The sequence below is a fragment of the Phenylobacterium hankyongense genome (genome assembly GCF_003254505.1).
Taxonomy (GTDB): Bacteria; Pseudomonadota; Alphaproteobacteria; order Caulobacterales; family Caulobacteraceae; genus Phenylobacterium; species Phenylobacterium hankyongense.
In genome coordinates, this window is record NZ_QFYP01000001.1 from 805,123 (window position 1) to 825,680 (window position 20,558).

Here is a 20,558-nt window from a genome sequence, read left to right on the forward strand (position 1 = left end):
ATGAAGCAGAAATCCGTAGCGGTGGTCGGCGCCGCCGAAACCACCAGGCTGGGCAAGATCCCCGACCAGTCGTTGATCGGCCTGCACGCCGACGCGGCGCTGAACGCGCTGGCCGACGCCGGCCTCAAGCCCTCCGACATCGACGGCGTCGCCACCGCCGGCGAGAGCCCGGTGGCGCTGGCCCACTATCTCGGCATCACCCCCACCTGGGCCGACGGCACCAGCGTCGGCGGCTGCTCCTTCATGCTGCACGTCCGCCACGCGGCGGCGGCGATCAACGAGGGGCTCTGCAAGACGGTGCTGATCACCCACGGCGAGTCCGGCCGCTCCCGCGTCGGCGCCTCGGGCTTCGCCCGCGCGCCGTCCAGCCTGATGGGCCAGTTCGAGATGCCCTACGGCGTCACCAGCCCGCCGACCATGTTCACCGTCCCCGTGCTCCGCTACCTGAAGGCGCGCGGCTACACCGTGGAAGACCTGGCCACGGTCGCGGTGATCCAGCGGGAATGGGCGGCGAAGAACCCGCGGGCCAGCTTCAAGGACCCGATCACCGTCGACGACGTGCTGAACTCGCCGATGATCGCCTGGCCGTTCCGCATGCTGATGTGCTGCCTGGTCACCGACGGCGGCGGCGCCCTCATCCTCACCTCCGCCGACCGGGCGAAGGACTTCCCGCGCAAGCCGGTCTACGTGCTGGGCACGGGCGAAAGCGTGGAAACCCCGCTGGTCAGCCAGATGGAGGACTTCACCACCTCCAAGGCCTTCCGGGTCTCGGGCAAGAAGGCCTTCGACGAGGCCGGCATCGCGCATTCGGACGTCGACCACCTGATGATCTACGACGCCTTCGCCCACCTGCCGCTCTACGGCCTGGAGGACCTGGGCTTCGTCGAGCGCGGCGAGGCCGCGGCCTTCGTCCGTGAACGGAACACCGCCATCGGTGGCAGGCTGCCGATGAACACCAACGGCGGCGGCCTCTCCTACATGCACTCGGGCATGTACGGCATGTATGCCCTGCAGGAGAGCGTGCGGCAGATGCGCGGCATCGCGCCGGCCCAGGTGGAGGGCGCGAAGATCAGCGTCTGCCATGGGGTCGGCGGGATGTTCGCCGCCGCCGGCACGGTGATCTTCTCCAACGAGGCGCCCTAGCCGCTCGAACCCGGGCGCGGCGGTCCTGTCGCCGCGCCCGCCCCGCCTGTTCGGGAGCCGCCGGCCGCGCCGCGCGTTTGCGCCCGGCCATGACTGAACCGAAGACCTATGACTGCATCGTTGTCGGCGCAGGCCCGGCAGGGCTGACCGCCGCCATCTACCTGGCGCGCTTCCGGCGCGACTTCCTGGTGGTGGAGTCCGGCGCCAGCCGCGCCACCTGGATCCCGCTCAGCCGCAACCACCCGGGATTTCCCGACGGTGTGCGCGGCAAGACCCTGCTCGGCCGCATGCGGCGGCAAGCGGAACAGTATGGCGCGCAGATCCGCACCGGCCACGTGGACGCCTTGGATCCGTCGGACGGCGGCTTCCGGCTCATTGCGGCGGGCGAGCCGCTGTTCGCCCGCAAGGTCATCCTGGCCACCGGCGTCGTCGACAACGAGCCGCCGCTGCCCGGCGTCGAAGAGGCGATCGCCAAGGGGCTGATCCGCATCTGCCCGATCTGCGACGGCTACGAGGTCAGCGGCCAGTCGGTAGGCGTGATCGGCGATGGCGCCCCCGCCGCCGCCGAGGCGATCTTCCTCACCACCTGGACCGACAGGGTCACCCTGATCCACGTGGGCCCGCCGCAGGACCTGCCGGAGGATTCCCGGCGCGACCTCGCGGCGGCGGGGGTGGAACTGGTCGAGGCGTCGGTGGACAGCGTCGTCCTCGACCGCCGGCGGATCGCGGCCCTGTGCTTCGGCCCCGACGGCCCGCGCAAGTTCGACAGTGTCTATTCGGCGCTCGGCGTCACCCCGCGCACCCGCCTGGCCATCGACACCGGCGCGAGGCTGGACGACGGCGGCCGGCTGTTCGTGGGCGACCATCAGGAGACCTCGGTCCCCGGCCTCTACGCCGCCGGCGACGTGGTGCGCGGCCTCAACCAGATCTCCACGGCGGAGGGCGAAGGCGCCATCGCCGCCACCGACGTGCACAACGCGCTGCGGATGGGGCGCTAGCGGTCGAACTTCGTCGAGAGCACGATCGAGGAGTTGGTGCGCTCGACGCCGCGGACCGCGCCCAACTCGTCGATCAGGGCGTCCATCTCGCTGACGCTGGGCGCCTCGATGGTGGCGATCATGTCGAACGGTCCGCTCACCGACTGCAGCCGGCGCACGCCGGACATCTTGCGCAGCGCCGCCGTCACCGCCGCGGCCTGCTTCGGCTCCACCGTCAGCATGACGAAGGCGTGGACCTGCGCCGCCTCGTGGGTCTCCGACAGCCGCACCGCATAGCCGGCGATCACCCCGGCGCGCTCCAGCCGCGCCAGCCGGCTCTGCACGGTGGTGCGCGACAGGCCGAGCGCCCGGGCGAGCTCCGCCACCGGGGCGCGGGCGTTCTCGCGCAGGCGCGCGAGCAGGTGCTGGTCCAGGTCGTCCATCGTCGCTCCGTCGAGCATCCTCGGCGATCTGCCCAGGATAGCGCCACATATCGCCGAAGCGCCAGTTGAAACCGGCTTCGCCGCGGCGGACCCTCGAGTCGCAAAGTCAGGGAGCGGGTCATGCGCAAGGTCGCGGTTGTCGGGGCGGGAAAGATCGGATCGACCGTGGTCGACCTGCTGGCGGGCTCGGGCGCCTACGAGGTGCTGGTGATCGACCAATCGGCGCAGGCGCTGAACGGGCTCAACCCGCGCAGCAAGGCCCAGACCGCGGCGATGGCCATCGAGGACCCGCAGGCGCTCGCCAAGGCGTTGAGCGACCGCTTCGCGGTGGTCAACTGCGCGCCCTACCACCTGACCACCATGGTCGCGGAAGCCGCCAAGCTGGCCGGCGCCCACTACCTGGACCTCACCGAGGACGTCGCCTCCAGCCGCGTGGTGCGCGAGTTGGCCAAGGACTCCAAGACCGCCTTCATCCCGCAGTGCGGCCTGGCGCCCGGCTTCATCACCATCGCCGCCTGGGCGCTCGCCAAGCACTTCGACGAGCTGCATGACGTGCGCCTGCGGGTCGGCGCCCTGCCGCGCTATCCGTCCAACGCGCTGAACTACAACCTCACCTGGTCCACCGACGGGGTGATCAACGAGTACTGCGAACCCTGCGAGGCGATCGTCAACGGCCGGCTGCGCGAAGTGCCGCCGCTGGAGGAATGCGAGGAGTTCTCCCTCGACGGCGTCACCTACGAGGCCTTCAACACCTCGGGCGGGCTCGGCACGCTTTGCCAGACGCTGGACGGCAAGGTCCGCAACCTCAACTACCGCACCATCCGCTATCCGGGCCACGCGGCGATCATGAAGGCGCTGCTCAACGACCTCGGCCTGCGCAACCGCCGCCCGCTGCTGAAGGACATCCTGGAGAACGCCGTCCCGGCCACCCTGCAGGACGTGGTCATCGTCTTCGTCACCGTCTCCGGGATGAAGGACGGCCGGCTGATGCAGGAGACCTACGTCAACCGCATCTACGCCCAGCCGGTGGCCGGCGAGGTCAAGAGCGCCATCCAGATCACCACCGCCAGCGCGGTCTGCGCCGTGGTCGACATGCTGGCCGACGGCAAGCTGCCGCAGACCGGCTTCATCCGGCAGGAGGACATCGGCCTGACCGACTTCCTCGCCAACCGCTTCGGGCGCTACTACGCGCCGGAAGACCAGCACACCGCCTTTCGCACCGCTGCCGAGTAACAGACCATGACCCTGCAGACCAAGATCGGCTCCGCCGCGGCGGAAGCCGCCGAAGTCCTCGAACGCCTGGGCGTCGCCGCCCCGCTGTGGACCGGCGGCGATCGCCCGGTGCGCTCGCCGGTCACCGGCGAGGTCGTGGCCCATGTGCACGACGCCTCCCCGGCGCAGGTGGCGAAGGCCATCGACGCGGCGCACGGGGCCTACCTGGCGTGGCGCAACGTCCCGGCCCCGCGGCGCGGCGAGCTGGTGCGGCTGTTCGGCCAGGAGCTGCGCGCCGCCAAGGCCGACCTCGCGCGCCTGGTCACCCTGGAGGCCGGCAAGATCGTCTCCGAGGCCAATGGCGAAGTGCAGGAGATGATCGACATCTGCGACTACGCCGTCGGCCTGTCGCGGCAGCTGTTCGGCCTGACCCTGGCCACCGAGCGTCCGGACCACCGGATGATGGAGACCTGGCGCTCGCTGGGCGTGGTCGGCGTGATCAGCGCCTTCAACTTCCCCGTGGCGGTGTGGTCGTGGAACGCGGCGCTGGCCTTCGTCTGCGGCGACGCCTGCGTCTGGAAGCCCTCGGAGAAGACTCCGCTGACGGCGCTCGCCGTCCAATCGCTGTTCGAGCGTGCGGCGGTGCTGTTCGGCGACGCGCCGAAGAACCTGTCGGCGGTGGTGATCGGCGGCCGCGAGGTCGGCGAGGCCCTGGTCGACCACCCGAAGGTCCCGCTGGTGTCCGCCACCGGCTCCACGGCCATGGGCCGCGCGGTCGGGCCGCGCCTGGCGGCGCGCTTCGCCCGCGCCCTGCTGGAGCTCGGCGGCAACAACGCCGCCATCGTCGCGCCCACCGCCGACCTCGACCTCACCCTGCGCGGCGTCGCCTTCGCCGCCATGGGCACGGCGGGGCAGCGCTGCACCACGCTGCGCCGGCTGTTCGTGCACGACAGCCTCTACGACGCCTTCTTACCGCGCCTGAAGGCGGCCTACGGCTCCGTGCCGGTCGGCGATCCGCGCCAGGAGGGCACGCTGGTCGGCCCGCTGATCGACGCCGCCTCGCGCCAGGGCATGGAGCAGGCGCTGGCCGACGCCAAGGCGGCCGGCGGCCGGGTCACCGGCGGCGAGCTAGTCGACGTCCCCGGCTGTCCCGAGGCGGTCTACGCCCGCCCGGCGCTGGTGGAGATGGCGGTGCAGGCCGACGTCGTCCGCCGCGAGACCTTCGCGCCGATCCTCTACGTCATGCGTTACTCGGACCTGGCCGAAGCCATCCGCCTGCAGAACGACGTGCCGCAGGGCCTGTCGTCGTCGATCTTCACCAACGACGTGCGCGAGGCCGAGCTGTTCATCTCCGAGCGCGGCTCCGACTGCGGCATCGCCAACGTCAACATCGGGCCCTCGGGCGCCGAGATCGGCGGGGCGTTCGGCGGCGAGAAGGAAACCGGCGGCGGCCGCGAGGCCGGTTCCGACAGCTGGAAGGCCTACATGCGCCGGGCCACCAACACCGTGAACTACGGCCGCACCCTGCCCCTGGCCCAGGGCGTCGAGTTCGACGTCTAGACCTCGCTCCTCCCCTGCGCAGCGGGGGAGGGGGACCGCCCGCTGAAAAGCGGGTGGTGGAGGGGGCGCGGGCTTGGCGCGGTGTGTCGGCTCGCCCCCTCCGTCACGCCCTCTGCGGGGCGCGCCACCTCCCCCGTCCTCTTCGGGACAGGGGAGGAGCGTTGCCCTCGGGGTCGCCCCTTGGCACAATCGGGGCTTTCAGCGTTCCTATTTTGAAAGCCACAAGACTTTGACCCTTTCCCCACCGGCGGCGCGGGCGGCGAACGCCGATCCGATGGCCTCCGTCGACGCCCTGATCGCGGGCCTGGCCGGCGTCGGCTACATCGCCTCGCGGCGGATCGCGACCGCCCTCTACATGGCCGTCCACCTGCAGAAGCCGATCCTGGTGGAAGGCTCCGCCGGCGTCGGCAAGACCGAGCTGGCGCTCTCCACCGCCGCCCTGCTCGCCCAGCCTTTGATCCGCATGCAGTGCTACGAGGGGCTCGACGAGTCCAAGGCGCTGTACGAGTGGAAGTACGGCAAGCAGCTGCTCTACACCCAGATCCTCAAGGACCGGATGGGCGAGAGCCTGGCCGACGCGCCGACCATGGACGCGGCCATGGACCGCCTGCACGGCATGGGCGACCTGTTCTTCTCCGAGCCCTTCCTGGAGCCCCGCCCGCTGATGCAGGCGCTGCGCCAGGACGCCGGCTGCGTGCTGCTGATCGACGAGATCGACAAGTCGGACGAGGCCTTCGAGGCCTTCCTGCTGGAGGTGCTCTCCGCCTACCAGGTTTCGGTCCCCGAGCTTGGGGTGATCAAGGCCAAGACCCCGCCGCTGGTGTTCCTGACCTCCAACAACGTCCGCGACCTGGGCGACGCGCTGAAGCGCCGCTGCCTGCACCTGCACATCCCGCTGCCGGAGCCGGCGCTGGAGGAGCGGATCGTCGCCACCCGCGTGCCGGGCATCGAGGCGACCCTGACCCACCAGCTGGTGGCCTTCGTGCAGGGCTTGCGGACGCTGGACCTGCGCAAGGCGCCGTCGATCTCCGAGACCGTCGACTGGGCCCGGGCGCTGATCCTACTGCACGCCGACAGCCTGGAGCCGGCGATGGTGCGCGACACGCTCAACGTCATCCTGAAGTTCGAGCAGGACATCGCCGCCGTCGAGCCGCAGATCGTCGAGCTGCTGCATCGCAGGTAAAATCTCCTGTCATCCCCGCGAAAGCGGGGACCCAGGTGTTCTTGTTTTCAGAGCCTGAACCGCACCATCCATGCCCCCTTCTGGCGCCTCCACGAAAAAAGCCTGGGTCCCCGCCTCCGCGGGGATGAGCGGTTTGTAGATGCAGCGCCCCCTCGAGGATTTCCTGCGCGCCCTGCGCGCCGCCGACGTCCGGGTCTCGCCGGCCGAGGCGATCGACGCGGCGCGGACGGTGGCGACGGTGGGCTACGCCGACCGCGAGCTGTTCAAGGACGCGCTGTGCGCGACGCTCGCCAAGTCGCAGGCCGAGGTGGCCCGCTTCGACCGCACGTTTGAAACGTTCTTCGCCCGCGAAGCGCTGAGCCTGCCGCCGCCGCCGGAAGACGAGGCTGGCGAAACATCGGAGGCCGAGGCCGCTGAGGTCGCCGGCTCGCCGCTCGCCCAGGCGCTGCTGCAGGGTGACGCCGCAGCGGTCGCCCAGGCGATGGAGGCCGCCGCCGAGCGCGCCGGGGTCTCGGAGATCCGCCTCTCCACCCAGCGCAGCCGGCTGACGCGCAAGCTGCTGGAGGAGATGGGCCTCGGCGAGATCGAACAGATCATCGCCAGTGCGCGCGCCCGGCCCGACGGCCAGGGCCTCGGCGACCGGCTCGACGCCGCCCGCAGGGCGCTGGCGGCCGAGGCCCAGCGCTATGTCGAGCGCCAGCACGAGCTCTACGCCTCCGGCTCCGGCAAGGCGCTGCGCGAGGAGATGCTGGCCAAGAAGGCGCTGAACGCCGACGGCGGCATCGACCCCGTCGACCTCGCCATGATGCAGGCCCTGGTCAAGCGGATGGCCAAGCGGCTGGCCGACCGCTACTCGCGCCGCCGCCACCGCGCCCGCCGCGGCCACCTGGACGTCCGCAAGACCCTGCGCCGCTCCATGGGCTACGGCGGCGTGCCGTTCGAGATCGTCTGGAAGAGCCGCAAGGTCGACAAGCCGTCGATCGTCGCCATCTGCGACGTCTCGAAGTCGGTGGCCGCCGCCGCCCAGTTCCTGCTGACCTTCCTCTATTCCCTGAACGAGGTGGTGGACCGGCTGGACGCCTACGCTTTCTCCGGCCGGCTGATCCCGGTGAACGCGATCCTCGACGACAACGGCGTCGAGGGCGCGATCCTCAAGGTGCTGCAGACCATCGGCTTCCAGCAGACCGACTACGGCCGGGCGCTGGAGGACTTCTGCGACAACCACCTGGACCGCATCGACCGCCACACCACGGTGATCATCCTCGGCGACGGCCGCTCGAACTTCGCCGACCCGCGCCTGGACCTGATGCAGACCATCGCCCAGCGCTCCCGCGCGGTGATCTGGCTGAACCCCGAGCCGGAGAGCTACTGGGCCCAGGGCGACAGCGTCATGTACCGCTACGAACGCTTCTGCAGCGTCGCCAAGCCGTGCAACACGCTCGGCCAGCTGGAGCGGATCATTGAGGACGTGCTCAGGACCTACGTCCCGCATTGACGGCGGCGCATCACCAAAGTGGCTGTCACCAGCTGTCGATCCACTTCAGCTTCTTTTCCGTCCGCAGCGGGATCGGCGGCAGGCTCCTGAGCCCCGCGACGATCCACTTGCGGGTGTCGGCGGGGTCGATGACGTCGTCGAGGGCGGGGTAGGCGGCGCGGGCCAGGGCCTTGCCGTTGGCGTAGGCGCGCTCGACCATTTCGTCGAACTTGGCCTTGCGGGCTACCGGGTCGGCGATGGCGGCCAGCTCGTTGCGGTAGCCGAGCTTCACCGAGCCCTCCAGCCCCATGCCGCCGAACTCGCCGGTGGGCCAGGCGACGCAGAACATCGCCGCCTGGTAGCTGCCGCCGGTCATGGCGATGGCGCCCAGCCCATAGCTCTTGCGCAGGATCACCGAGAAGATCGGCACGGTAAGGTTCGCGCCGATCACGAACAGTCGCGAGCAGTGGCGGATCAGGCCGGTCTTCTCCGCCTCGGGCCCCACCATGTTGCCGGGCGTGTCGGAGAGCGACAGCACCGGGATGTCGAACGCCTCGCAGAGCTGCAGGAAGCGGGCGGCCTTGTCGGAGGCGTCGGAGTCGATGGCCCCGCCGATGTGCATCGGGTTGTTGGCGAACACCCCCATCGGCCGACCTTCGACGCGGATGAAGGCGGTGACCATGGCCAGGCCGAATTTGGGCCGCAGTTCCAGCATCGAGCCGTCGTCGGCGACGGTCTCGATCAGCTTGCGGATATCGTAGACCCGCAGCCGGTTCTCCGGGATCGAGCGTCGCAGCAGGCGCTGGTCCGCACACGTCCAGTCGGCCACCGGGCCCTGGAAATAGCCGAGGTACTTCCTGGCGGTCGCCACCGCCTCGGCCTCGTCCTCCACCAGCACGTCGATGGTGCCGTTGGCCTGCATCACCTGGATGGGCCCGATCTCCTCCGGCCGGAAGACGCCTAGGCCGCCGCCCTCGACCATGGCCGGGCCGCCCATGCCGAGCGCCGAGTCCCTGGTGGCGATGATCACGTCGCAGCAGCCGAGGATGGCGGCGTTGCCGGCGAAGCAGCGGCCGGAGTTGATCCCCACCAGCGGCACGGCGCCGGAGAGCTTGCCCCAGTATTCGAAGCCGCGGACGAAGCCATTGCCGCCCTCGGTGTCGCCGGGCCGCCCGCCGCCGCCCTCGGTGAAGAACACCGTCGGCAGCCGCCAGCGCAGGGCCAGCTCCGCCATCCGGTCGAGCTTCTCGTGGTTGTGCGCGCCCTGGGTGCCGGCCAGCACCGTGTAGTCGTAAGACATCACCGCGCAGCGGGCGCGGTCCTCGGGGACCTTGTCGGCGTTGATCGTGCCCAGGCCCATGATCAGGCCGTCGGCCTGGGTGGTGGCGACCAGCTCCTCGACGGTGTTGCGCCGCCGGCGGGCGGCGATCACCAGGGCGCCGTGCTCCACGAAACTGCCGGGATCGACCAGGTCCTCGACGTTCTCCCGCGCGGTGCGCTGGCCGGTCTTGCGGCGTCGGGCGACGGCCTCGGGCCGCGCGGCGTCCAGGGTCAGGCGGTGGCGCTCCAGCACCTCGGCGAGGTCGGGCCGGATCTCGTCCAGGTCCACCGCCGCTTCGCCGGCCTGGACGTCGCCGGCGACCTCGGCCTCCTCCAGGAAGGCCAGCGGATGGCCCTCGAAGACGGTGTCGCCGGCCGCAACCGTCAGTTCACGGACGATCCCGGAGACCTCGGCGACGATCACGTGCTCCATCTTCATGGCTTCCATGATCATCAGCGCCTGGCCGGCGCGGACGCTGTCGCCGGGCGCGGCGGAGATGTTGATCACCGTGCCCTGCAGCGGCGCGCGCAGGGCCCGCGTGCCTTCCGGCCCCTCCGGCTCGTCGTCCGGCTCCGGCGCGGCGGCCTCCTGCTTGCCGAGGTCGAGCACCGCCAGCGGATCGACGACATCCACCTGGTAGCCCGCCCGCCGGGCCGGGCCCCCACGCGCCGCGGCGTCGAAGTAGAGCCTGGGATGGGCGTCCGGCTCGCCGGCCAGCTCGCCCATGTGCTCTTCGATGAAGCGGGTGTGCACCTCGCCCGCCGCCACCGCCGGGTGGGCCAGCAGGTTCTGCAGGAAGGCGATGTTGGTGGGGGAGCCCTCGATGCGGAATTCCGACAGCGCCCGATAGGCCTTGGCCACGGCGCGGGAGAGGCCGCCGGCGCCGGCGTGGACGACCAGCTTGGCCAGCAGGCTGTCGAACCGCGCGCTGGTCCGGTAGCCGGCGTAGCCGAAGCCGTCGACCCGCACGCCGGGCCCGGACGGCGGCTCGAAGGCGGTCAGCACGCCGCCGGCCGGCCGCGCCGAGCCGTCCGCCGCCATGGTCTCCAGGTTCACCCGCGCCTGCACCGCGTGGCCGCGCGGCGCCGGGACCTGGCCCTGCGCCAGTTCGAGGTCGCCCAGCGTCCGGCCGGCGGCGATCTGCAGCTGGACCCGCACCAGGTCGAGGCCGGTGACCTCCTCGGTGACCGTATGCTCCACCTGCAGCCGGGCGTTGCCTTCGATGAAGACGAAGCGCCCCAGGTCACCTGAGGCGTCGACCAGGAACTCCACGGTGCCGAGGCTGCGGTAGGCGGCCGCTGCGCCGAGCGCCACGGCGGCCTCGAACAGCCGGCGCCGCAGGGCCTCCGGCAGCATGTCGGCGGGGGCGATCTCCACCACCTTCTGCCGCTGTCGCTGCAGGCTGCACTCGCGGTCCCACAGGTGGCTGACGCTGGCGCCGTCGCCGACGATCTGCACCTCGACGTGCCGGGCGCGGGGCAGGAACTGCTCGACGTAGAGGTCGCCATTGCCGAACGCCGCCCTGGCCTCCGACGCGCAGCGCTCGAAGGCGGCCTCCAGCTCCTCGGCCGCCAGCACCGGCCGCATGCCGCGCCCGCCGCCGCCGGCCAGCGCCTTGACCATCACCGGCCCATGGGCGGCGACGAACGCCTGAGCGTCGGACAGGCTGGTCGGCCCGTTTGTGCCGGCCAGCACCGGCACGCTGCACTGCTGCGCCAACGCCCGCGCGCGGCCCTTGTCGCCGAACAGCTCCAGGGTCTCCGGCGTCGGACCCACGAAGGTCAAGCCGGCCTCGGCGCAGGCCCGCGCGAAGGCGGCGTTCTCACTCAGGAATCCGTACCCCGGGTGGACCGCGTCGCACCCCTGCGCCAGCGCCACGCCGACCACCTGCGCGACGTCCAGGTAGGCCGCGGGCCCGGAGCCCGTCAGCGCCACCGCCTCGTCCGCCTTGCGGGTGTGCAGGGAGGCCGCGTCGTCTTCCGAGAACACCGCCACGGTGGCGATCCCCATCTCCGCGGCGGTGCGCGCGATGCGGACGGCGATCTCGCCGCGGTTGGCGATCAGCAGCTTCTTCACGTGCGCTTCCCCTCAGGCGGGCGGTCTCCCGCCGCCTGAGAACATCATGCCGCGACGACGCGCGGGGCCAAGGGCTATTCGCTCAATGCTCCTCCCCTGTCGCGCAGACGACGGGGGAGGTGGCGCGCCCCGCAGAGGGCGTGACGGAGGGGGCGAGCCGGCGCACCGAGCCAAGTCCGCGCCCCCTCCACCACCCGCTTTTCAGCGGGCGGTCCCCCTCCCCCGCTGCGCAGGGGAGGAGCGACGACCTCAGGCCTTCAGCAGGCTGAGGTCGCTCGCCGAGGCCGGTCGGCGGGTCGTCGGCCTTGACGAACTCGACCTCCATCGGCGGCGCGTCGCGCATCCTCAGCACCGGGTAGCCGTCGAAGTTGTTCTGCGCCGCTGCGACGTTCTCGATGGTGATCTTCTGGAACAGGGCACGGAGACGCCGTCGATGGCCGCGCCCTGCCTGATTCAAGGCGCCGCTCGCACCTATATGAGCGTCGGGCCCGCGGGGTCGGCGGCGCGGAATTCCACCACGGCGGAGAAGCCTTCGGGCGCGAAGCTCGGCTCCACCTTGCCGCCGCGATCGCGCAGGACGGCCTCCAGCAGGCGGCTGCCGAAGCCGCGGCGGTTGCTGGGCCGCACTTCCGGCCCGCCGCTCTCGCGCCATTCGATCACCGCCACCCCCTCGGCCGCCTCGCGCCGGGCGATGGCGACGCGCCCCGAGGCGATGGACAGGGCGCCGTACTTCACCGCGTTGGTGCCCAGCTCGTGCGACAGCAGCGCCAGGCCGATGGCGGTTTCCGAGGTCACCGTCAGCTCGTCGACCGCCGGGTCGATGTCGAAGCGCCCGAGGTCGAAGGCCTCGAGCACCTGGCTCAGCAGCTGCGACAGCTGCACCGCCCCGCCGCCGGCCGCGGTGACCAGGTCCTGCGAGGTGGCCATGGCGTGCATCCGCGCCGTCAGCACCTGCTCGAATTCCGCCACCGTGCCCGACGAGCGGGCGGCCTGATGGACCATGGCCATCATCACCTGCATGCCGTTCTTGGCCCGGTGCGCCAGCTCGCCCATCAGCAGCTTGCGCCGTTCCTCGGCGGTCCGCCGTTGGGTGACGTCGAGCGAGGTGCCCAGCACCAGCCTGACCCCCTCCTCGTCATGGCTCACCCGCCCGTGCGCCAGGATCCAGCGCGGGTCGCCGGTCGGCGTCACCACCCGGTGCTCGACCGCGAAGTCAGCTTCGCCGGAGGCGGCGCTGGCGATGCGATAGGCCAGACGGACCCGCTCCACGTCGTCCGGATGCACGAGGGCGAGGTAGCGCTCCATGGTCGGCTCGGCGTCGGCCGGCAGGCCGAACATCGCCTTCTGCCGCTCCGACCAGACCAGGGTGTCGGCGCGCAGGTCCCACTCCCACAGGCCAAGGCCGGTGGTCTCGACGGCCATCTCCAGCCGGCGGCGCTGTTCCTCCAGCTCGGCGGCCATCTGCCGGCGCTCGGTGATGTCGATCTGCAGCCCGTCCCACAGGGTCGAGCCATCCGGCAACCGGCTGGGCAGCGAGGCGATGCGATGCCAGCGCACCTCGCCGTCGGCGCGGCGCATGGCGATCTCGGCGTCGAACGGCTGCTGCTCGGTGATCGCCTTCGCCTCGGCGGCCGCGAAGGCCTGCCGATGCTCCGGCAGGATCATCTCGTAGAGCAGCGAGGGATCGGCCATGACCGCTTCGGCGGACACGCCGTTCAGCGCCAGGCAGCGTTGGCCGACGAACGAGAACCGCCGCTCGCCGCCGTCCGGCGGGACGACGATCTGATAGGCCATGCCGAGGTTGGTCGCGTCCGCCATGCTGCGGAACGACGGCTTCCCCTCCGCGCCGATGTCGATCTTGTCGTCCACCCGGTCCTCAAAAGGCTCAGCTCTGGATGCGCAATCTGGTGCGCCGGGCGCGCTCAAACAACACGAAATTTGGCCTCGCCGCGCCTTTGCGACTGGCCGCATCCCGCCGGCCCGATCAAGCGCGCACGGGGTCTCAGGCCCGCGGCAGAATGACCACCGCGTCCGGCAGCTCGTTGGGATTGTCGCCCGGACGGGCCGGGAAGCGCTCGGCCAGGACGTCGGCGCACAGGCCGATCGCCGCCGCGAAGCCGGCCGCCGGCTCGCCGCGCTTCAGCCCCTCGGTCAGCGCCGCCATGGCGCGGTCCCAGACCCTCGGCTCGGCGTGGGCGGCGATGCCCTCGTCGGCCACCAGCTCGGCCATGCGCTCGGCGAAGGAGACGAAGATCAGCACCCCGGTCCGTTCGCGGGTCAGGTGCAGGTTCTTGGCCAGGAACTGCTCGCGGGCCCGGCGGCGCACGCGCTCGCGCTTGAAGGCCGGCGGGGTCAGCAACCGGCGCACCGGCGGCAGGGCGACGACCAGCAGGGTGACGACGAACAGCGCCGCCTGCAGGACGATCGCGCCGATCAGCGCCTGGCGGGCGGCGCGCTCGGCCGCCTGTCCCACCTGGGCCGCGGTCCAGCCGCCGAACAGGTCCGGGGCCGAGACGTGCACGCCGCCCAGGAGGAGCAGGGCGGGCGCCAGCAGCGACACTCCCGCCGCCCAGGCCAGCGGCGTCTCGCCGTAGTCGGAGCTTTCCTCCGCCACCACGCAGTAGATCTCGCCCGTGGTGCGGGTCTCGGCCTCGCGCACCGCCGTCTCGATGGCCGCCAGGTCGGAGGGCGAGAGCATCGTTGTCCTGCTCATCTCACCAGCTCCCCGACGATCCGCCGCCGCCGAACGAGCCGCCGCCGCCGGAGAAGCCCCCGCCCCCACCGCCGTCGCCGCCGAAGCCGCCGCCACCGCCCCAACCGCCGCCGCGTCCGCCACCCGACAAGAGCAACGGCAACAGCCACCACAGCCCGCTGCCGCCGCGCCGGCCGCCGAAGCCCCGCAGCAGGCTGCCGAGCACGAAGACCACGATGATGATCACGAAGAGGGCCGGGATGTGCGCCCCGCCCTGCGACCGGACCTGCGGCCGCTGAGCGGCCTGCGCCACGTTGGCCTTGGCCTGGTCATCCGGCAGGGCCAGCTGCTGGATCACGGCCTCGACGCCATCGACCACGCCCTGCTCCATGCGGCCGGCCTTGAACTGCGGCAGCACCCGCTGCTGCAGGATCACGCTGCTCAGAGCGTCGGTGAGCACCGGCTCCAGCCCGTAGCCGACCTCGACCCGGACCTTCCGCTCCTTGGGCGCGACGAGGAAGATCGCCCCGTCGTTGACGCCCTTGCGGCCGAGCTGCCAGGTGCGGCCGAGCTGGTAGCCGTAGTCCTCGATCTCATAGCCCTGCAGGTCGGGCACGGTGGCCACCACCAGCTGGTGGCCGGTCTGGGCCTCCAGCTGGGCGAGCTCGCCATCCAGCCGCTGGGCGGTGGCCGGCGACAGCAGGTGGGCGTTGTCGACCACCCGCCCGGTGAGCGGCGGGAAGGTCGGCGCAGCAAAAGCCACGCCGGCGATCAGCACCGCGAAGGCGAGACCCAGCACGCCCGCGAGACTGGCGCGGGCGCTCCGCCGGCGGTCGAGCCGGACTGGGGTCACTGGGCGGGCGCGGGCGCCGGAGCCTGGCCGGGAGGCAGGGCCGCGGCCGAGGGCGCCGCCGGCTGGTCGAAGCTGACGCTGGGCGCCGACTGCGACGCCGCGGTGGCGGCGAACAGCTGCATGGGCTTGGACGCGCTGTACATGGTCTTGGCCCACAGGATGGTCGGGAAGGTCCGCAGCGTGGTGTTGAAGTCGCGCACCGCCTCGTTGTAGTCGCGCCGGGAGATGGCGATGCGGTTCTCGGTGCCCTCGAGCTGGCTCTGCAGGGCCATGAAGTTGGTGTTCGACTTCAGGTCCGGATAGTTCTCCTGCAGCACGCGGAAGGGCGCCAGCGCCATCGAGACGTTGTTCTGCGCCTGCTGATAGCGCTGGAAGGCGGCGGGATCGGTGGTGACGCCGGCGTCGGAGCGCACGGCCATCGCCCCGGCGCGGGCCTGGGACACGCCGATCAGCACGCTCTTCTCCTGGGCGGCGTAGCCCTTCACCGTCGAGACCAGGTTCGGGATCAGGTCATTGCGCCGCTGGTACTGGTTCTGCACCTCGGCCCACTGCGCCTTGGCGCGTTCTTCCTTGGTCGGGATGGTGTTGACGCCGCAGGCGGCGACCAGCAGCGGCGCCAGCACGATGAGCGCGGCGCGCGCGAAGCGGGTGCGGAAGGTGGTCACGTGATGGGCTCCCCGAATTGCCAAGTCGAAGCTTGGTCGTGGTCATATGTGGCCCTGTCATTGATCCAACGCAACGGCGAGGGCATGACAGCCTCGGGAGCAGAGAAGCTCCCCGCCACGGCAGGGGTTCCCGACAGAGATGGCGCAGACGCGGCCCTACTATGCCGATCGCAGCCTCAGCGCGGCCCACTATGACATCGTCACCGCCGCCGACGCGCGGCTGACCGGCGACATCGACATCTACGACGGCCTGGCGCCGGCGGCGGGTTCGGTGCTGGAGCTGGGCGCGGGCGCCGGCCGCATCGCCCTGGCGCTGGCCGAGCGCGGCCATCCGGTGGTCGGCGTCGAGATCGCACCCGCCATGCTGGCCCAGGCGCAGGCCAAGCGCGCCGCCGCGGAGCCACAGGTCGCCGGGCGGGTCGAGTTCCGCCGCGGCGACATGACCGCCCTGGACCTGGGCCAGAGCTTCGACCTGGTGCTCTGCCCCTACTTCACCCTGGCCCACGTCCCGGCCGGCGCGGCCTGGCGCAACACCTTCGCCGTGATGGCCCGCCACCTGGCGCCCGGCGGCCTCGTCGCCGTCCACCTGCCGCTGCTGGAGCTCATGCGCCAGCCCGGCGGGCCAAGGCCGGACCTGCCGGTGCTCGACCGGCCGCTCGAGCCCGGGGGCCGGCTGCTGCTCTATGTGCGCGAGCGTCTGTTCCGCGAGGCGGTGGGGCGGCTCGACCAGGTCATCGAATACGTCGAGCTCGATGCGAAGGGCGGCGTCGTGCGGCGCTCGCTGGAGCGGCTCACCTACTACTGCGCCGACCCCTCGCCCTTCGCGCAGGGCGCCGGCCTTGAGCCCGACCGCGCCCCGATCGCGCTGGGCGGCGTCGGCGAGATCCACGTCTTCCGCAGGGCGGCGGCTTAGGGCGCTCCCCGACGTTGCGGCGCTCCCCTTGGGAATTGTCGCCTCCGTCCTCGCCTGTCATGCTGCCGGCGGGGCTCTCGGGTCTTCGCCAACGGCGCCGATCATTTCATCGGCGTCGGCCCGTAGCCTCCAACAGATATTGATCGCGCCGCTTCTCAGTCGGGCGCCCGGAGGAATTTGATGGAAGCTTTGAAGGAACGCCTGAATCTCGACGAGCGGCTGGCCGCCGCGGCGATGAACGGCATGACGACGGCAGTCTGGGCCGAGGTCCAGCCGGACAAGGTCGCCATCTACGATCCCGACGGCCGCACCCGCACCTTCGGCGAGCTGAACGCCAACGCCAACCGCATCGTGCGGCTGCTGCGCCAGAACGGGCTGCAGGCCGGCGACGCCGTCGCCCTGGTCTGCTCCAACCGCGCCGAGTTCGTCGAGGTGGTGGCCGCGACCCTGCGGGCCGGCTTCCGGATCACCCCCGTCAACTGGCACCTGACCGCCGACGAGGTCGCCTACATCGTCAACGACTGCGAGGCCAAGGCGGTGTTCTGCGAGGCGCGGATCGCCACCTGCGGCCCGGCGGTGGCCCAGTGCCCGAACGTGGTGGTGAAGCTGGCCATCGGCGGCGAAATCCCGGGCTTCCTTCCCTACGACGAAGCGCTGGCGCCCCTCGACGGCGCCGACATCGACGACGCCGTGCTCGGCAATGCGATGATGTACACCTCCGGCACCACCGGCCGGCCGAAGGGCGTCTACCGCGCCCAGCCCGTGGTCGCCCTGCAGGCGCTCTATTCGATGCGCGGCTACGACCACGAGACCTCGGTGCAGCTGTGCGCCGGTCCCGCCTACCACGCCGCCCCGCTGGCCTTCGACGTGCGCGCGGCCATGGGCGCGGGCTGCCCGTTGGTGTTCATCGACAAGTGGGATTCCGAGCTGGTCCTGAAGACCATCGCGGAGAGGAAGGTCACCCACCTGCACCTGGTGCCGATCATGTTCCAGCGGCTGCTGGCGCTGCCGCAGGAGGTGAAGGACCGCTACGACGTGAGCTCGGTGCAGTACATCGTCCACGGCGCGGCGCCCTGCCCGCCGGAAGTGAAGCTGGCGATGATCGAGTGGTTCGGGCCGGTGCTGTCCGAATACTACGCCGGCTCCGAGGGCGGCGCGGGCTTCACCATCTCTTCGGAGGAGTGGCTGAAGAAGCCCGGCTCGGTCGGCAAGCGCCCGGCCCTGCTGGGCTCGAAGATCCTCGACGAGCAGGGCGAGGAATGCCCGACCGGCGTACCCGGGACCATCTACCACCAGCTGCCGCCCGGCGGCGGCTTCACCTACTACAAGGACGAGGCCAAGACCCAGGCCAACCGGGTCGGCGACTACTTCACCATGGGCGACGTCGGCTACTTCGACGAGGACGGCTACCTGTTCCTCACCGGCCGCAACGCCGAGACCATCATCTCCGGCGGGGTGAACATCTACCCGCAGGAGATCGACAACGAGCTGATCAAGCACGACGCCGTCGCCGACAGCTCGACGGTCGGCGTGCCGCACGACGAATGGGGCGAACAGGTGAAGGCGGTGATCCTGCTGAAGCCCGGCTACCAGCCGTCGGAGGAGCTGTCGCAGGAGATCCTGGCCTTCGCCCGCGCCAACCTGCCCGCTTTCAAGGTCCCGCGCAGCATCGACTTCGTCACCGACCTGCCGCGCTCCGAGGCCGGCAAGATCCAGCGCAACAAGGTCCGCGCCCCCTACTGGGAAGGCCGCAAGCGGCAGATCTGACGCCGCCGAAGACGCCTAGGTGTAGGCGCCGAAAGTTCCGAGCGCCTGGGCGATCGACTGCCACTGCGGGCTCTCGGCGAGCGGAACGCGGATCAGCTCGACGATCACCACCGCCGCGCCCCCGATGAGATAGACCGGGTGCGGGCGGCCGCGCTTGCGCCAGTCGTAGATGATGACCGCGAGGATCAGCACGGCGACCACGAGGCCGGCCCCGATGGTGGTCGCCACCGGCGCGGCCGGCGCGCTGCCCGGCCGCACGCCGGGGCCGCCCCCGACGATGGCCAGGAAGAAGAACCGCCCGATCGGCGCCTGCAGGATCGACATGGTCGCCAGCATCATCAGCCGCTTGTGGGTCTCCGGCCTCTTCACCGTCACCACCGCCCAGGTCACCAGGATGGCGAACAGCACCGCGGCGCTGATCGGCACGATGGCGAAGGCGCGGGCCTGCTGCGCATAGCCGGCGGCGACGTCCTTCTGCATGCTGGCGATGGCGGTGGCGAAGCCCACGAAGACCATGGCCGTGGCCAGCGACACACCCGCGACGCCCCAGGCCCGGTGGTGCTGCATCTGCCCGCTGGCCGCGAGCCAGGTCTGGCTCAGGAAGAATAGCGTCCAGGCGGAGAACAATATCCCGTGCAGATGCAGCAGCGGCGCCCCGACGAAGGTCCCCGCCGGCAGCTGAAGCCAGTAGGTCCCCGCAAAGCCGCTGAAGGCGATCAGCACGAAAAGCGCCGCCATCCAGACGTAGAACGTCCCCATCGCGCGACGACGCGCTGGGGTAATTGACGCCGCAACCATGCCAAGCCCTCCCCGGATCCGACCGGAGCATGCACCTTTCCGGAGAACGTCGCTATGCGGTTTCTGGCGCGTCGCGGGCGATTGGTCTGGCCCCGCGTGGGAGAGAAACACCGCGAAAACAACCGTGTTTGGCGCGGGCGCCCGGCGCATGCCATTTAGCGCGCCGATCCGAAGCTCGAGACCGTCACCGCCATGCCGATTCCGTTCATCGACCTACAGGCCCAGAGGACGCGCCTGGGACAGCCGCTGGAGGACGCGATCCTCAAGGTGGTCCGCTCCGGCGCCTACATCATGGGCCCGGAGATCGGCGAGTTCGAGAAACAGCTGGCGGCCTTCGGCCAGGCGCCGTTCGCGCTGTCCTGCGGCTCGGGCACCGAGGCGCTGGTGCTGCCGCTGATGGCCTGGGGGATCGGACCCGGCGATGCGGTCTTCTGCCCTTCCTTCACCTTCGCGGCGACCGCCGAGGCCATGCCGCTGGTGGGCGCCTCGCCGGTGTTCGTGGACATCGAACCCGACACCTACAACCTCGACCCGCAGAGCCTCGACGCCGCCATCGCGCAGGTGAAGCGCGACGGCAAGCTGACGCCGAGGGCGGTGATCGCCGTCGACCTGTTCGGCCAGCCGGCCGACTACCCGGCCATCGCCGAGGTGGCGCGCAGGCATGGCCTCAAGCTGATCGCCGACAGCGCCCAGGGCTTCGGCTGCACGCTGGACGGCCGCCACCCGATCCACTGGGCGGACGTGGCCACCACCTCCTTCTTCCCGGCCAAGCCGCTCGGCTGCTACGGCGACGGCGGGGCGGTGCTGTCCAAGGACGAGCGGCTGCACGACCTGCTGGTCTCGCTGCGCGTCCACGGCCAGGCGGTGAAGTCGGACATCGACGGCAAGACCTTCGAGCACGACCCCAAATACCTGAACGTCCGTATTGGGATGAACAGCCGGATGGACACCATCCAGGCCGCGGTCCTGCTGCAGAAGCTGACCATCTTCGCCGACGAGATCGAGGCCCGGAACCGCGTCGCCGACCGCTATGTCCAGGGCTTGGGCGACCTGGTGAGGACGCCGCGGGTGATCGACGGCGGCGTCTCGGTCTGGGCGCAGTACACCATCGAGACCCCGAACCGCGACGGCCTGGCGGCCGCCCTGCGCGAACAGGGGGTCCCGAGCGCGGTCTACTACCCGATCCCGATCCACAAGCAGGGTGTCTATTCGGTCTATCCGACCGCGCCCGGCGGCCTGCCGGTGACCGAGGCCAAGGCCTCCCAGGTCATCAGCCTGCCCATGCACCCCTACCTGACCGCCGACGACCAGGACCAGGTCATCGCCGCGGTCGGCGCCTTCGTGAAGACGAACCGCTAGCGCTACAATTCTGGACGTCATCGCCGGGCGCGTCCCGGCGACCCATGAACACCGGATCGTCAGGCCGTGGTTGGTCCGGTCCGCACGCGCCGTTCATGGATGGCCGGCCCAAGGCCGGCCAT

General features: G+C 71.0%; 17 protein-coding genes. 9 read left to right on the plus strand and 8 right to left on the minus strand.

Annotation, left to right across the window (positions count from 1 at the left end):
- Entirely contained in the window at window positions 1–1,143 is a 1,143-nt protein-coding gene (locus DJ021_RS03835) for a thiolase C-terminal domain-containing protein (protein WP_111456286.1), read from the plus strand.
- An 89-nt stretch (window positions 1,144–1,232) separates the two neighbouring features.
- Window positions 1,233–2,141 (plus strand): NAD(P)/FAD-dependent oxidoreductase, encoded by a 909-nt coding sequence (locus DJ021_RS03840; protein ID WP_111456287.1) that lies wholly within the window; start codon window positions 1,233–1,235, stop codon window positions 2,139–2,141.
- Here the strand turns inward: DJ021_RS03840 and DJ021_RS03845 are convergent.
- Window positions 2,138–2,563 (minus strand): Lrp/AsnC family transcriptional regulator, encoded by a 426-nt coding sequence (locus DJ021_RS03845; protein ID WP_111456288.1) that lies wholly within the window; start codon window positions 2,561–2,563, stop codon window positions 2,138–2,140. The two genes, DJ021_RS03840 and DJ021_RS03845, sit on opposite strands and share 4 nt — an antisense overlap.
- A gap of 120 nt (window positions 2,564–2,683) precedes the next feature.
- On the opposite strand from DJ021_RS03845, the gene DJ021_RS03850 reads away from it, so the two are divergent.
- The 4 genes from DJ021_RS03850 (at window position 2,684) to DJ021_RS03865 (ending at window position 8,013) form a co-directional block, all read left to right on the plus strand.
- Entirely contained in the window at window positions 2,684–3,796 is a 1,113-nt protein-coding gene (locus DJ021_RS03850; protein ID WP_111456289.1) for a saccharopine dehydrogenase family protein, read from the plus strand.
- 6 nt (window positions 3,797–3,802) lie between these two features.
- Window positions 3,803–5,335: an L-piperidine-6-carboxylate dehydrogenase gene (gene amaB / locus DJ021_RS03855; RefSeq protein ID WP_111456290.1), complete on the plus strand. Its 1,533-nt coding sequence runs from the start codon at window positions 3,803–3,805 to the stop codon at window positions 5,333–5,335.
- Between the two features lie 229 nt (window positions 5,336–5,564).
- The gene (locus tag DJ021_RS03860; RefSeq protein WP_207801762.1) at window positions 5,565–6,518 is read left to right on the plus strand and encodes an AAA family ATPase; all 954 of its coding nucleotides are present in this window, start codon (window positions 5,565–5,567) and stop codon (window positions 6,516–6,518) included.
- Window positions 6,519–6,657: 139 nt separating this feature from the next.
- Window positions 6,658–8,013 (plus strand): VWA domain-containing protein, encoded by a 1,356-nt coding sequence (locus DJ021_RS03865; protein ID WP_111456292.1) that lies wholly within the window; start codon window positions 6,658–6,660, stop codon window positions 8,011–8,013.
- Window positions 8,014–8,038: 25 nt separating this feature from the next.
- Here the strand turns inward: DJ021_RS03865 and DJ021_RS03870 are convergent, their stop codons facing one another.
- The 6 genes from DJ021_RS03870 to DJ021_RS03895 form a co-directional block, all read right to left on the minus strand.
- Window positions 8,039–11,389 (minus strand): carboxyl transferase domain-containing protein, encoded by a 3,351-nt coding sequence (locus DJ021_RS03870; protein WP_111456293.1) that lies wholly within the window; start codon window positions 11,387–11,389, stop codon window positions 8,039–8,041.
- A gap of 82 nt (window positions 11,390–11,471) precedes the next feature.
- Window positions 11,472–11,846 (minus strand): hypothetical protein, encoded by a 375-nt coding sequence (locus tag DJ021_RS03875; protein ID WP_111456294.1) that lies wholly within the window; start codon window positions 11,844–11,846, stop codon window positions 11,472–11,474.
- 14 nt (window positions 11,847–11,860) lie between these two features.
- Window positions 11,861–13,258: a sensor histidine kinase gene (locus DJ021_RS03880; RefSeq protein ID WP_165837107.1), complete on the minus strand. Its 1,398-nt coding sequence runs from the start codon at window positions 13,256–13,258 to the stop codon at window positions 11,861–11,863.
- A 133-nt stretch (window positions 13,259–13,391) separates the two neighbouring features.
- Window positions 13,392–14,102, minus strand: coding sequence for a TPM domain-containing protein (locus DJ021_RS03885; RefSeq protein WP_133254937.1), 711 nt, complete (start codon window positions 14,100–14,102; stop codon window positions 13,392–13,394).
- Between the two features lies 1 nt (window position 14,103).
- A complete protein-coding gene (locus DJ021_RS03890; protein WP_111456297.1) occupies window positions 14,104–14,934 on the minus strand; it encodes a TPM domain-containing protein in 831 nt (276 codons plus the stop codon).
- Complete coding sequence (locus tag DJ021_RS03895) at window positions 14,931–15,599, minus strand: LemA family protein (protein WP_111456298.1); 669 nt, start codon at window positions 15,597–15,599, stop codon at window positions 14,931–14,933. The genes DJ021_RS03890 and DJ021_RS03895 overlap by 4 nt, the downstream gene beginning before the upstream one ends.
- A 139-nt stretch (window positions 15,600–15,738) precedes the next feature.
- On the opposite strand from DJ021_RS03895, the gene DJ021_RS03900 reads away from it, so the two are divergent.
- Both DJ021_RS03900 and DJ021_RS03905 read left to right on the plus strand, forming a co-directional pair.
- The gene (locus DJ021_RS03900; protein ID WP_111456299.1) at window positions 15,739–16,512 is read left to right on the plus strand and encodes a class I SAM-dependent methyltransferase; all 774 of its coding nucleotides are present in this window, start codon (window positions 15,739–15,741) and stop codon (window positions 16,510–16,512) included.
- A gap of 180 nt (window positions 16,513–16,692) precedes the next feature.
- Window positions 16,693–18,279: an AMP-binding protein gene (locus tag DJ021_RS03905; protein WP_243625900.1), complete on the plus strand. Its 1,587-nt coding sequence runs from the start codon at window positions 16,693–16,695 to the stop codon at window positions 18,277–18,279.
- Window positions 18,280–18,294: 15 nt separating this feature from the next.
- Here the strand turns inward: DJ021_RS03905 and DJ021_RS03910 are convergent, their stop codons facing one another.
- Complete coding sequence (locus tag DJ021_RS03910) at window positions 18,295–19,017, minus strand: hypothetical protein (RefSeq protein ID WP_243625901.1); 723 nt, start codon at window positions 19,015–19,017, stop codon at window positions 18,295–18,297.
- Between the two features lie 252 nt (window positions 19,018–19,269).
- Between DJ021_RS03910 and DJ021_RS03915 the strand changes: the two genes are divergently transcribed.
- A complete protein-coding gene (locus tag DJ021_RS03915) occupies window positions 19,270–20,436 on the plus strand; it encodes a DegT/DnrJ/EryC1/StrS family aminotransferase (protein ID WP_111456302.1) in 1,167 nt (388 codons plus the stop codon).
- Window positions 20,437–20,558 lie beyond the last annotated feature (122 nt).

Excerpts from the sequence above, each read along its gene's own strand:
- DJ021_RS03835 (WP_111456286.1), top strand. The coding sequence starts at position 1 with ATGAAGCAGAAATCCGTAGCGGTGGTCGGCGCCGCCGAAACCACCAGG.
- DJ021_RS03840 (WP_111456287.1), top strand. The coding sequence starts at position 1,233 with ATGACTGAACCGAAGACCTATGACTGCATCGTTGTCGGCGCAGGCCCG.
- DJ021_RS03845 (WP_111456288.1), bottom strand. The coding sequence starts at position 2,563 with ATGGACGACCTGGACCAGCACCTGCTCGCGCGCCTGCGCGAGAACGCC.
- DJ021_RS03850 (WP_111456289.1), top strand. The coding sequence starts at position 2,684 with ATGCGCAAGGTCGCGGTTGTCGGGGCGGGAAAGATCGGATCGACCGTG.
- amaB (WP_111456290.1), top strand. The coding sequence starts at position 3,803 with ATGACCCTGCAGACCAAGATCGGCTCCGCCGCGGCGGAAGCCGCCGAA.
- DJ021_RS03865 (WP_111456292.1), top strand. The coding sequence starts at position 6,658 with ATGCAGCGCCCCCTCGAGGATTTCCTGCGCGCCCTGCGCGCCGCCGAC.
- DJ021_RS03885 (WP_133254937.1), bottom strand. The coding sequence starts at position 14,102 with ATGAGCAGGACAACGATGCTCTCGCCCTCCGACCTGGCGGCCATCGAG.
- DJ021_RS03900 (WP_111456299.1), top strand. The coding sequence starts at position 15,739 with ATGGCGCAGACGCGGCCCTACTATGCCGATCGCAGCCTCAGCGCGGCC.
- DJ021_RS03905 (WP_243625900.1), top strand. The coding sequence starts at position 16,693 with ATGGAAGCTTTGAAGGAACGCCTGAATCTCGACGAGCGGCTGGCCGCC.
- DJ021_RS03910 (WP_243625901.1), bottom strand. The coding sequence starts at position 19,017 with ATGGCGGCGCTTTTCGTGCTGATCGCCTTCAGCGGCTTTGCGGGGACC.
- DJ021_RS03915 (WP_111456302.1), top strand. The coding sequence starts at position 19,270 with ATGCCGATTCCGTTCATCGACCTACAGGCCCAGAGGACGCGCCTGGGA.